11 protein-coding genes are annotated in these 11,987 nt (G+C 70.4%); 1 reads left to right on the top strand and 10 read right to left on the bottom strand.

The genetic code is table 11. The annotated features are described in order from the left end of the window. Positions 1-37 precede the first annotated feature (37 nt). On the bottom strand, positions 38-973 hold the full coding sequence (fmt, locus tag ACQEVY_RS39020) for a methionyl-tRNA formyltransferase (RefSeq protein ID WP_432954469.1): 936 nt from the start codon (positions 971-973) through the stop codon (positions 38-40). Positions 974-1,386: 413 nt separating this feature from the next. Between fmt and ACQEVY_RS39015 the strand changes: the two genes are divergently transcribed. After that, positions 1,387-1,926, top strand: a complete 540-nt coding sequence (locus tag ACQEVY_RS39015; protein WP_432954467.1) for a hypothetical protein — start codon at positions 1,387-1,389, stop codon at positions 1,924-1,926. 202 nt (positions 1,927-2,128) lie between these two features. On the opposite strand, the gene ACQEVY_RS39010 is transcribed toward ACQEVY_RS39015, so the two are convergent. From ACQEVY_RS39010 to ACQEVY_RS38970, 9 genes are all read right to left on the bottom strand, one after another. Next, positions 2,129-4,273, bottom strand: coding sequence for a primosomal protein N' (locus ACQEVY_RS39010; protein ID WP_432954465.1), 2,145 nt, complete (start codon positions 4,271-4,273; stop codon positions 2,129-2,131). 49 nt (positions 4,274-4,322) lie between these two features. Beyond that, positions 4,323-5,528 (bottom strand): low temperature requirement protein A, encoded by a 1,206-nt coding sequence (locus ACQEVY_RS39005; RefSeq protein WP_432954463.1) that lies wholly within the window; start codon positions 5,526-5,528, stop codon positions 4,323-4,325. Positions 5,529-5,691: 163 nt separating this feature from the next. Beyond that, on the bottom strand, positions 5,692-6,900 hold the full coding sequence (gene metK, locus ACQEVY_RS39000; RefSeq protein ID WP_432954461.1) for a methionine adenosyltransferase: 1,209 nt from the start codon (positions 6,898-6,900) through the stop codon (positions 5,692-5,694). A 255-nt stretch (positions 6,901-7,155) separates the two neighbouring features. Next, positions 7,156-8,358 (bottom strand): bifunctional phosphopantothenoylcysteine decarboxylase/phosphopantothenate--cysteine ligase CoaBC, encoded by a 1,203-nt coding sequence (coaBC, locus tag ACQEVY_RS38995; protein ID WP_432954459.1) that lies wholly within the window; start codon positions 8,356-8,358, stop codon positions 7,156-7,158. Positions 8,359-8,478: 120 nt separating this feature from the next. Then, positions 8,479-8,751, bottom strand: coding sequence for a DNA-directed RNA polymerase subunit omega (gene rpoZ / locus ACQEVY_RS38990; protein WP_033321800.1), 273 nt, complete (start codon positions 8,749-8,751; stop codon positions 8,479-8,481). A 38-nt stretch (positions 8,752-8,789) separates the two neighbouring features. Beyond that, positions 8,790-9,383 carry a guanylate kinase gene (gene gmk, locus ACQEVY_RS38985; RefSeq protein WP_432954457.1) on the bottom strand — a complete coding sequence of 198 codons (594 nt, stop codon included), beginning with the start codon at positions 9,381-9,383 and terminating at the stop codon, positions 8,790-8,792. 38 nt (positions 9,384-9,421) lie between these two features. Continuing rightward, on the bottom strand, positions 9,422-9,745 hold the full coding sequence (locus ACQEVY_RS38980) for an integration host factor (protein ID WP_005319887.1): 324 nt from the start codon (positions 9,743-9,745) through the stop codon (positions 9,422-9,424). A gap of 268 nt (positions 9,746-10,013) precedes the next feature. Continuing rightward, positions 10,014-10,883, bottom strand: a complete 870-nt coding sequence (gene pyrF / locus ACQEVY_RS38975) for an orotidine-5'-phosphate decarboxylase (RefSeq protein ID WP_432954455.1) — start codon at positions 10,881-10,883, stop codon at positions 10,014-10,016. Beyond that, positions 10,880-11,986 carry a quinone-dependent dihydroorotate dehydrogenase gene (locus ACQEVY_RS38970; protein WP_432954453.1) on the bottom strand — a complete coding sequence of 369 codons (1,107 nt, stop codon included), beginning with the start codon at positions 11,984-11,986 and terminating at the stop codon, positions 10,880-10,882. The genes pyrF and ACQEVY_RS38970 overlap by 4 nt, the downstream gene beginning before the upstream one ends. Position 11,987 lies beyond the last annotated feature (1 nt).

The following is an 11,987-nucleotide window of genomic DNA, read 5'->3' as shown; positions in this document are numbered from 1 at the left end:
GCTACCCGTCCAGCGTACGTCGCCCTCTCCACGCCCCCTACTGGCCCCCGACCCGCTCTCCGGAGGCGATCCGCACCCCGCGCGCCCAGTCCGCCGCGCGCATCGGCTTCTTGCCCTGGGCCTGGACCCACAGGAGTTCGACGGCATGCGAGCCGGTGCCGACGTACACGTTGTTCTTGGCGACGGACAGCTCGCCCGGGGCGAGGTCCGTGCGCTCGGGCACGAGCGCGACCTGGATCAGCTTGAGCCGCTCACCGCGGAAGACGGTCCAGGCGCCGGGCGCCGGGGTGCACCCGCGCACGACCCGGTCGACGCGCAACGCGGGCGCGGACCAGTCGATCTCCGCATCCTCGACAGTGATCTTCGGCGCGATCGTGACGCCCTCCGACGGCTGCGGTACGGCCTTGAGCGTGCCGTCCTCGATCCCGTCCATCGTCGCGACGAGCAGCCCGGCGCCCGCGAAGGCGAGCCGCGTCAGCAGGTCCCCGCTGGTGTCGGTGGGCCGTACTTCCTCGGTGACGGTCCCGTACACGGGCCCGGAGTCGAGCCCCTCCTCGATCAGGAACGTGGACGCGCCCGTGATCTCGTCCCCCGCCATCACCGCGTGCTGCACGGGCGCCGCCCCCCGCCAGGCGGGCAACAAGGAGAAGTGCAGATTGACCCAGCCATGGGCGGGAATGTCGAGCGCGACCCGCGGCAGCAGCGCCCCGTACGCGACGACCGGGCAGCAGTCGGGCCCGATCTCCCGCAGCCGCTCCAGAAACTCCGGCTCCCGCGGCTTCCCCGGCTTGAGCACCTCGATCCCCGCCTCCTCGGCCCGCTCGGCGACGGGGCTCGCGACCAGCCGCCGCCCCCGCCCGGCCGGCGCGTCGGGCCTCGTGACGACGGCGACGACGTCATGCCGCCCAGAGGCGATCAGAGCATCCAGAGCAGGAACGGCAACCTCGGGCGTACCGGCGAAGACGAGCTTCATGAGCGGGTTAGGGCCTCTCGGGCGAGGGTGGAAGGGGCAACGCACAAGTCTATGGCGGCGGACGGCGAGCGAGGACGCAGCTCCCACGACTACGGAGGGAAAGCCGCTGGTCCCGTGCCCACGGCGGGAAAGCCGCCAACGGCGAAGCACCCCCACAGGAGACGCCCACCCCTCTCCCCACTGGAAACGGGCGGTGCGCGGGTGGGAGACGAAACCCGGCGAAGCCGAAGGCGAGCCGAAGGCGAGCCGAACAGCGCACCCCCACCCCCCAGGGAGCGCACGAACACACGCTCACGCCCCCACCCGTGACCAGCGGAGCGTAATGGCGTTGGGTCAAGAAAGAGTTGACCACAACGGGCCGCACCAGCGGCCCGATCCTTTTCAACTTCAACGCCGGTTCGAGAGGCTTGTTCATGGCCGACCACGCAACCCACGACGCCCAGGCTCGCGCCAGCCTGCACTTGCTGGTGCGGGACATCGAGCGGGTCCGCCGGCAGGTGGACGCACTGCGCACGCTCACCGCCCAGTTGGGCAACGTCTACCGCCCGCGCCGCTCCGGCCCGTCCACAGGCTTCGTCGTCTACGGACGCGCCCCCGCCCCGACCGTCCGCCTCGCCCAGGAGCTGCGGGACAGTGTCGAGACCCTGGTCACGGCCGCCGTGGACTTCGATCGCTCACTGGGTTTCTCGTGGGACGCGGTGGGCTCCGCACTCGGAGTCACCAAACAGGCGGTACACCGCCGTTACGGTGCACGCCGCGCCACCGCCCAGGCCGCAGCCGAGGCCGAGCGCGCCACGGAACCATCGAGCTCCCGCACAGTCACCGCCAACCCAGCGATGCCCCCGGTCCCCGCGGCCCGCTCCCTGCCGCTACCCACCCAGCCGACGGCCGGCAGCTCCACCCTCCGCGACGAGGCAAGGCCAAACGCCTTCCCAGGCCCCCGCAATGGCTGACCCCCGCCGCCTGATAGCCGACTGAACACCCCCTCCGTCTGCCTCCCGACACCCATCGGGAGGCAGACGCACGTCGGCAGCCGAAGGCGCGTCAACGGACGGAAGCCCACCGACGTACAGAGGCGCGTCGGCGAGCAAAGATCCCCCGACAGGCGGAGGCGCATCGCCTCGCCGCCCTCACCGAACGCTCACCACCACCCGCTCACCCAATGTCCGGCGGATCAATCCGAACCCGCACAACCTCACTCCCCCCTTGAGCCATCCGCGCCGCCTGCGCAACCTTCAGTGCAGAAGCCAGCGCCGCCCCACTCCCCGGTGGCACCCGGATCAACACCCGCTCCCAGCGCTCCCCGACCGGCGGCGCCCCGTTACGCCGAGGCCGCCCCGCTTCCGCGACGGGCAACGGCACCGGCCCCAACACCTCGGCGTCGCCGGGCAGTTCGACCGCGGCCAGAAACCCGGCGAGAGCCTCCGGCGTTCCGGACACGGCGGCCATCCGCGACACGGGCGGGAAGCCCAACTCGGCCCGCTCGGCCAGCTCGCGGACCGCATGGCCGACGGGATCCCAGCGCACCAGCGCCTGCACAGGCCGCAGCGTCGGCTCGGCGACGACCACCACTTTCCCGCCGGCTCCCTGCGCTCGTACCAGCGAAGCCGCCCCGATCCACCGCCGAAGCGCGTCCTCGCCCGCCCGCAGATCGGGCCGCCCCAGCATCGCCCAGCCGTCGAGCAGCAACGCCGCCGCATACCCTCCCTCGGCGACGGGCTCCGCTCCCGGCGTGCTCACCACGAGCGCGGGCGCCCCCGGCACCGTGTCCAGCACCTGCTCGCGCCCCGAGGTCCGCACCGGCACGGCGGGAAACGCCCGCCCCAGCTCCTCGGCGGTCCGCCGCGCCCCCACGACCTGCGCCCGCAGCCGGAACCCGCCACATTCGGGACAGTGCCAGGCCTCCTCGCCCCGCCCGCACCAGCCACAGCGCAAGGCTCCGCCGTCCTGTCCCTCCAGAGGCCCCGCGCAGTGCCGGCACCGCGCGGGTTCCCGGCACTGCGCACACGCCATCCGGGGTACGTAGCCACGCCGGGGCACCTGCACCAGTACGGGCCCCTGCCGCAGCCCTTCCCGTACGACCTGCCAGGCGAGCGTCGGCAGCCGGGCCGCCCGGGCCGCCTCGTCCCGTGCGAGATCCCCGTCACTCACGGTGCGTACGAGAGGAGCCGCCGTCCGCACCTGTTCGCGGTCGGCGACGAGCGGCGCCGCCCAGCCGCTCTCGACGAGCTGCGCGGCCTCGACGGTGCAGCTCCAACTCCCCAGCAGAAAGGCGCACTTGTCATGGGCGGCCCGCAGTAGCAGTACTTCCCGCGCATGCGGCTGCGGCGCGTGCAGCTCGCTGTGGCTGTCGTCCCCGTCGTCCCAGATGGCGACGAGCCCCAGATCCCGTACGGGCGCGAACATGGCGGCGCGGGTCCCCACTACTGCCCGTACGGACCCCCGCCGCACCGCGAGCCACTGCCGGTACCGTTTCTCGGGTCCGGCCTCGGCCGTCAGCACCGCATGCCGCCCCTCCCCCAACAGCGAGGTCAGCGCGGCGTCGACCCGGGCAACCGCCCGCCCGTCCGGTACGACGACCAGCGCACCACGCCCCGAGGCGAGCGTCGCCCCGACGGCCCGCGCGAGCTCGTCAGCCCACTCGGGCCCGGGCAGCGCGTTCCACACGGCTCGCGGTGTCCCGCCCGCCGCGAGCGAGCGTACGAAGGCATCCCCTCGCCCGTACCGCCCCCATGACGCAACGTCAGGCATCTCGGGCGCCGGAAGCGGCGCCGGGGACGCCTGACTCTCCGCGCGCGCGTTCCGGGGCGGCACGGCCAGTTGCAGCACATCGGCCAGACTTCCCGCGTACCGATCGGCCACGGCCCGTGCGAGTCCCAGCAGTTCCTCACTGAGCACGGGCTCGGGCGAGACGACCTGGGCCAGCGCGGCAAGGGGTCCGGAGTAGTCGGACTCGGCGAGCCGCTCCACCAGAAACCCGTCGATCAGCCCGCCACCCTCACGCCGCCCGTCCCGCACACGGTGCCGCCCGGCCCCGAACCGCACCCGCACCCGCACCCCGGGCTGCGCGTCGGCGTCCAGCTCCTCCGGAACGGCATAGTCGAAGTACCGGTCAAGATGCAGCACCCCCTTGTCGACCAAGACCCGGGCAACCGGACGCTCCTTGGCCAACGCGGCACCCCGCCACGTACGAGGCTTGGCGCGCGGCTCCTTCGCCTTCCGCACGCTCTCCCGAATGAGCGCAAGCTGCTCGGGCGGCACACTCCCCGCCCCCTCGCCCTGCCCATTCGCGCTGCTCACACCAGCATTGGTACCAGACGGGACTGACAGCGCCCACCGGCGTCAATGATCACGGTGCCGTCGCGGCGCCTGAGCCAAGGGGGTCCCGGCGCTCGCGCCGCTCGGCCAGCACCACTGACACGGCGGCCAGCCCGGCGACCGCGAGGCCGGTGGCGAGTACCGGAGCAGCAGTGAAGGTGAGAGCGAGGACCACCACCGCGGTGCCCGGCATCAACAGCGCGTGCGCGGCCAGCGCGTGGTGCGGGCGGATGTGCAGCAAGTAGAGGACGAGGAGGAAGACCGCCACGGGAACGGTGACCGCCGCACCCGCCGCGGTGTCCGTGATCTTCGTGTGGTGCGTGACATGGTCGACGTTCACCGCAAGGCCCGCGCCGACAGCGGCCGCCGACCCGAAGATCAGGTAGTGGCCGTATCCCCAGGGAAACGCGGCCCGGTCGGAGGTCAGGAAGAGGGCGGCGGGCTTGGCGAAGTACAGCCACCACAACGCCAGGACGATGAGCAGGCCGCCCGCCGCCACGGTGTAGAGGCCGATGGGTGCCTGCCGAGTGTCCAGGGCCTGCTGCACGGCTGTGGTCGCGGCCAGCACCGACTCGCCCAGGACGATCAGCGTGAACAGTCCGAACCGTTCGGCGATGTGCTCCGGATGCCAGGGTGTCCGCCCAGCGGCCTCCGCCCAGACCGGGACGGCGACGTCGACGACCGCCAGGAGAGCGAACATCGGCATCCGTATGCCGTCCGGCAGGAAGAGCCAGCCGATCCAGGCGCCCTGGATCACGATGAGTCCGACGACATAGCGCAGGGCGGTCGTCCTGCCGTCCGGGTGGGCCCGGGCCGCCCGCAGCCACAGTGAGACCAGGCCCAGGCGCATGACGGTGTAGCCGACGACCGGCAGGGTGAAGTCATGGTCCTCGAAGGCCCTCGCCACGCCGGAGGCAAGGATGAGAACCCCGGCGATCTGGGCGAAGGTCGCCAGCCGGTAGGGCACGTCATCGATGTCGTACGCCGACGCGAACCACGTGAAGCCCATCCAGGCCCACCAAATGGCGAAGAACACGGCGAAATAGCTGAGGACCCCTGTCGAGGCGTGGTCCTCGCTCACCGCATGGTGCAGCTGTGCGGCGACCTGCGCCACGGCGACGACGAAGCACAGGTCGAACAGCAGCTCAAGCGGGGTGGCCGCCCGGTGCGGTTCGTCAGGGTCCCGCGCCGTCAGCGTCCGACGCCATGGTCTGAAGAGCTGGGCGTGTTCGCTCACGCCTCATTCTCTGGGGTACGGCCAGGCCCGCGCGACAGAACGGCCATGTCCGCGCGACAGAATGCCGACCTCTGCTCTTGAGCACCCGAACGCACCGAGGCCCGGCGCCCCTAGGGGACACCGGGCCTTGTACAGAGCCGGAATCTACGGCAGGACCGGGGAATTACAGCCCGGCAGCCCTGCGCAGCGCATCCACCCGGTCCGTCTTCTCCCACGTGAAGTCGTCCAGCGGACGCCCGAAGTGGCCGTACGCCGCGGTCTGGGCGTAGATCGGGCGCAGCAGGTCGAGGTCGCGGATGATCGCGGCGGGGCGGAGGTCGAAGACCTCGGTGATGGCCTTCTCGATCTTGTCGGTGTCGATCTTGGCGGTGCCGAAGGTCTCGACGAAGAGGCCGACGGGCTCGGCCTTGCCGATGGCGTAGGCGACCTGGACCTCGCAGCGGGTGGCGAGGCCCGCGGCGACGACGTTCTTGGCGACCCAGCGCATCGCGTACGCCGCCGAGCGGTCCACCTTGGACGGGTCCTTGCCGGAGAAGGCGCCGCCGCCGTGGCGAGCCATGCCGCCGTACGTGTCGATGATGATCTTGCGACCGGTCAGTCCGGCGTCACCCATCGGGCCGCCGATCTCGAAGCGGCCGGTGGGGTTCACCAGCAGGCGGTAGCCCTCGGTGTCCAGCTTGATGCCGTCGTCCAGGAGGGCCTTGAGCTCCGGCTCGACCACGAACTCGCGGATGTCGGGGGCCAGGAGCGAGTCCAGGTCGATGTCCTGGGCGTGCTGCGAGGAGACGACCACCGTGTCGAGGCGGACGGCCTTGTCGCCGTCGTACTCGATGGTGACCTGGGTCTTGCCGTCGGGGCGCAGGTACGGGATCGTCCCGTTCTTGCGGACCTCGGAGAGTCGCTTCGACAGTCGGTGCGCCAGGTGGATCGGCAGCGGCATCAACTCGGGCGTCTCGTCGGTCGCGTAACCGAACATCAGGCCCTGGTCGCCGGCACCCTGCTTGTCCAGCTCGTCCTCGTCGCCCTCGACCCGCTTCTCGTACGCGGTGTCGACACCCTGCGCGATGTCCGGGGACTGGGCGCCGATCGAAACCGACACTCCGCAGGAGGCGCCGTCGAAGCCCTTCTTCGAGGAGTCGTAGCCGATCTCGAGGATCTTGTCGCGCACCAGCTGCGCGATCGGCGCGTACGCCTTGGTCGTGACCTCACCCGCCACGTGTACGAGGCCGGTCGTGATCAGCGTCTCGACGGCGACCCGGGACTTCGGGTCCTCGCGCAGAAGCGCGTCGAGAATGGTGTCGCTGATCTGGTCAGCGATCTTGTCGGGGTGACCCTCGGTCACAGACTCCGAGGTGAACAGACGACGGGACACAACGCTCCCTGGGGTTGCAGCGGCTGCTGGCTGATCATTTGTGGACACATCGGGGGCTGCGCCCGCTGTCGTCCGGGGGTCAGTTTATCGGTCATGCTCGACCGCGGGTCCACCCCGTCTCGCGACTCGGAAGACCTGTGACCTGCGGCACGGGCATTCTGCCCAACGAGGCGCGGTGTCCGCCAGGTTCCCAGGCGCGATTTCGCCGGTTTTGGAATCCGGCGAAGACCGCCCCGACCGGAACGAATCAGGCGTTCACTCCAGGCGTCGCGCCACGAGATCCCACACCGTCTCGGCCAGAGCTTCCTTGGGCCCGTACGGCACGGGGGTCTCACTTCCGTCCGCGCCGAGCACAACCGCTTCGTTCTCCTCGGAACCGAAGGTCTTGCGCTCCCCCACCTCGTTCACGACGAGAAGATCGCAGCCCTTGCGCTCCAGCTTGGTCCGCCCGTTGGCGAGTACGTCGTCCGTCTCGGCGGCGAAGCCGACGATCACCTGGCCGGAGCGGGCCCGCTCGGCGGATATCTCGGCGAGGATGTCGGGATTACGGACCAGGGTGATCGGATCGGGTTCCTGGCCGTCCTTCTTCTTGATCTTTCCGGCCGCGTACGTCGCCGGCCGGAAGTCCGCGACCGCGGCGGCCATCACCACCGCGTCAGCGTCCGCGGCGGCCTTCAGCACCGCCTCGCGCAGCTGGACGGCCGTCTCGATGCGCACCACGTCCACGCCCGCCGGGTCCGGCATCCCGGTGTTCGCGGCGATCAGCGTGACCCGGGCGCCCCGGGCCGCCGCCGTGCGCGCGAGGGCGTACCCCTGCTTGCCGGAAGAGCGGTTGCCGAGGAAACGGACCGGGTCGAGCGGTTCGCGCGTGCCGCCGGCGCTGACCACGACATGTCGGCCCGCCAGATCGGGAACGCCGACGCCACGCGCCAGCACCCGGCGGCAGATCTCGAAGATCTCCCCCGGCTCCGGCAGCCGGCCCTTCCCGGTGTCGACGCCCGTCAGACGGCCGACGGCGGGCTCGATGACGACGGCACCACGGCGGCGCAGCGTCGCGACGTTCTCCTGCGTGGCCGGGTGTTCCCACATCTCGGTGTGCATGGCGGGGGCGAAGACCACCGGGCAGCGGGCGGTGAGCAGGGTGTTGGTCAGCAGGTCGTCGGCCAGGCCGTGCGCCGCCTTCGCCAGCATGTCCGCGGTGGCGGGCGCCACGACCACCAGGTCCGCCCCCTGGCCGATGCGGACGTGCGGGACCTCGTGCACATCGGACCAGACCTCGGTCGAGACGGGGTGCCCGGAGAGCGCGGACCAGGTCGCGGCGCCGACGAAGTGGAGCGCCGACTCGGTCGGTACGACTCGCACGTCGTGCCCCGACTCGGTCAGTCGGCGCAGCAGCTCGCACGCTTTGTACGCGGCGATGCCACCGCTGACTCCCAGCACGACCTTCGGCTTGTCCACGGTCTCTCCCCGGCTCGGCTCACCAGCGTCTGCAACGTGTACGTACTCATGACACACCACAGGCCCGACAGCCGGGCTGCCGGGCCTGTGGAAAAGCCTGCTGCAATCTGCAGATATTACTTACTGCGCCGGGCCCTCCACGGCCTCCGACGTCAGCAGACCCGCGTTGATCTCGCGCAGGGCGATCGAGAGCGGCTTCTCGTGGACGTGCGTGTCCACGAGCGGACCGACGTACTCGAGGAGGCCCTCGCCGAGCTGCGAGTAGTACGCGTTGATCTGACGGGCCCGCTTGGCCGCGTAGATCACGAGGCTGTACTTCGAGTCGGTGGCCTCGAGGAGCTCGTCGATCGGCGGGTTGATGATGCCCTCGGGCGCGGCAATGGAAGAGGACACGCTCTACCTTCCGAAAGATGGGATGAGATCGAAAACGATCACACTACGTGCATCAAGGCTAGCAGCTCACGCGCCACGTCCTCGACGGAGGTGTTGACCAGGGTGACGTCGAACTCCGACTCGGCCGCCAGCTCGACCTTCGCGGCGGCCAGTCGGCGCTCGATCACCTCGGGCGGCTCGGTGCCCCGCCCGGTGAGTCTGCGCACCAGCTCCTCCCAGGAGGGCGGAGCCAGGAACACCAGTTGGGCCTCGGGCATCGACTCGCGGACCAGACGCGCGCCCTGGAGATCGATCTCGAGGAGGACGGGTTCGCCGGCCTCCAGGCGCTCCATCACGGCGCCCCGGGGGGTGCCGTAACGGTTGCCGGCGAACTCCGCCCACTCGAGAAGCTCGCCGTTGGCGATCAGCTTGTCCATCTCATCGTCGCTGACGAAGAAGTACTGGACGCCATGCCTCTCACCGGGGCGCGGCCTCCGGGTCGTCGCCGACACCGAGAGCCAGACCTCGGGGTGTTCCTTGCGCATATGGGCGACGACCGTGCTCTTGCCGACCCCGGAGGGGCCGGAGAGCACGGTCAGCCGCGGACGTGATTCCGGGGGTACGGGGGTCGTCCCCCGGGATGTTGCAGCCATGCAGCGATTATCCAGGTTCTCAGGAGTGCCCGAGAACGTCAGGCGGCACCGCCGCCGAACTCGCGCTCAAGAGACGCGATCTGGTTGGAGCCGAGGCCACGCACACGGCGGCTCTCGGAGATCCCGAGTCGCTCCATGATCTGCTTGGCGCGGACCTTGCCCACGCCCGGCAGGGACTCCAGGAGGGCGGAGACCTTCATCTTGCCGATGACGTCGTTCTCCTGGCCCTGCTTGATGACCTCGTGAAGGGAGGCGCCGGAGTGCTTGAGTCGATTCTTGACCTCGGCCCGCTCCCGGCGAGCCGCGGCGGCCTTTTCGAGCGCGGCTGCGCGCTGTTCAGGGGTAAGGGGCGGAAGAGCCACGCCTACGTCACCTCGGATGTCGAACTTGTCGGATACGGACCGGTGAGGAACCTAGTCGCCCCACACCTGGGGAGCAACGAGCAACGCTTCTTGCCCGTCTCCACTCGTCGGAGACTAGCGGCCAAGTCCGCCGGAGTCAGCGAGAACAGCGGAAAAGTCCTGGTCAGCCTCCATTGAAACCGACATTTGGTACATAACGCTCCGGATTTGAGGGTGTATTCAGCCGTGGGACGTCCACGAGGACCTCACAGAAGAGTCGCTGAAGCCGCTAGTCCGACGCCACGGCCGCCCTGATGTCCTCCGCGAACCGGTCCGCGGACGCGCGTAGCGCGCCGACGTCGGGTCCGTGACGTAGAACACCCCTGCTGACGTTCGGGACCACATGGCGCACCGCCGCTCCGAAGACGCCCGGAAGGTCGGCCGGGGTCGCTCCCTGGGCACCGATGCCGGGCGCGAGGAGCGGCCCGTTGATCTCGAGGTCGTACGAGGAGAGGTCGCCCAGCGTGGCGCCCACGACGGCGCCGAAGGAGCCCATGGGAGTCTCCCCCGCGTTCTCCGCGGCGAGGTGCGCGAGCATGATCGCGCCGACGCTCCTGCCGACCGAACCGGCCGCGTCCGCCGCGCCCTCGGGCCGTACCGCGTGCTGCACCTCGCCGCCCTCCGGATTGGAGGTGAGCGCGAGCACGAACAGCCCGGCACCGCTCTCGCGGGCGAGCTCGACGGCCGGCTTCAGCGATCCGTAGCCGAGGTACGGCGAGACGGTGAGGGCGTCCGAGAAGAGCGGCGAGCCCTTCTCCAGTAAGGCGGAGGCGTACGCGGCCATGGTCGAGCCGATGTCGCCGCGCTTGGCGTCCATGACGACGAGCGCCCCGGCGGACCGTGCCTCCTCGACCGACTTCTCCAGTACGGCGATACCGCGCGACCCGAAGCGCTCGAAGAACGCGCTCTGCGGCTTCAGTACGGCGACCCGGTCGGCCAGCGCCTCCACGACGGTGCGGCTGAAGCGCTCCAGGCCGCCGATGTCGTCGTTCAGGCCCCAGTCGGCGAGCAGCGAGGCATGCGGGTCGATGCCGACACAGAGGGGGCCGCGCTCGTCCATGGCGCGGCGAAGGCGCGTACCGAAGGGTTCCAGGCTCACGCGGGCTCCTTGACGTCGGCGCCGACCGCGTCGGCGAGGGTGGCGTACGGGCTCGTACGAAGGCGTGCCGCGAGCCCCTTGTGGATCGCGCGGCTCCAGAAGGGGCCCTCGTAGATGAAGGCGCTGTAGCCCTGGACCAGGGTGGCACCGGCCAGGATGCGCTGCCAGGCGTCCTCGGCGTTCTCGATGCCGCCGACGCCCACGAGCGTGATGTCGTCGCCCACGCGCGCGTAGAGGCGGCGCAGCACCTCCAGGGAGCGCGATTTCAGTGGTGCACCGGAAAGGCCACCGGTCTCCTCCACGAGGGTGGGTTCGGATGTCAAACCGAGTCCCTCGCGCGCGATGGTCGTGTTCGTGGCGATGATCCCGTCCAGGCCGAGCTCCACGGCGAGGTCGGCGACGGCGTCGATGTCCTCGTCTGCGAGGTCGGGCGCGATCTTCACCAGGAGCGGGACGCGGCGCTCGGTCACGGTCTGGTCGGCGGCCTCACGGACGGCGCTCAGCAGGGGGCGCAGATGGTCCACCGCCTGCAGATTCCTGAGGCCGGGCGTGTTCGGCGAGGAAACGTTGACCACCAGGTAGTCGGCATGGCGGGCAAGCCGCTGCGTCGACTTCACGTAGTCACCGACCGCCTCGGCCTCGGGTACGACCTTGGTCTTGCCGATGTTGACGCCCACGACGGTCCTGAAGACCGCCTCACGGCCTGCCAGGCGCTCCGCGACGGCCGCCGAGCCCTCGTTGTTGAACCCCATGCGGTTGATCAGCGCCCGGTCCGGCACAAGGCGGAACAGCCGCTTACGGGGGTTGCCGGGTTGCGGCTCCCCCGTGACCGTACCGATCTCGACGTGGTCGAAGCCGAGCATCGACATCCCGTCGACCGCGATCGCGTTCTTGTCGAAGCCGGCCGCCAGCCCGAACGGCCCGTGCATCCGCAGCCCGAAGGCCTCGGTGCGCAGTTCCTTGTAGCGGGGAGCGAGAGCCGCCGCGAGGAACGTACGCAGCACAGGGATGCGGGCGGCGAGGCGGATCCACGCGACGGCCAGGTGGTGGGCCCGCTCCGGGTCCATGCGTTTGAAGAACAAACTGAAGAACAGTGAGTACATG

This window comes from Streptomyces sp. CA-288835, assembly GCF_050936385.1.
GTDB lineage: Bacteria > Actinomycetota > Actinomycetes > Streptomycetales > Streptomycetaceae > Streptomyces.
The sequence above is the reverse complement of the archived record's forward strand: the minus strand, read 5'-3'. Positions and strand labels throughout refer to the sequence as shown.

Bases quoted from the DNA above. Each gene is read 5' to 3' on its own strand.
- gmk (WP_432954457.1), bottom strand. From the start codon at position 9,383: ATGGCTGCAACATCCCGGGGGACGACCCCCGTACCCCCGGAATCACGT.
- ACQEVY_RS39015 (WP_432954467.1), top strand. From the start codon at position 1,387: ATGGCCGACCACGCAACCCACGACGCCCAGGCTCGCGCCAGCCTGCAC.
- ACQEVY_RS38970 (WP_432954453.1), bottom strand. From the start codon at position 11,986: ATGTACTCACTGTTCTTCAGTTTGTTCTTCAAACGCATGGACCCGGAG.
- fmt (WP_432954469.1), bottom strand. From the start codon at position 973: ATGAAGCTCGTCTTCGCCGGTACGCCCGAGGTTGCCGTTCCTGCTCTG.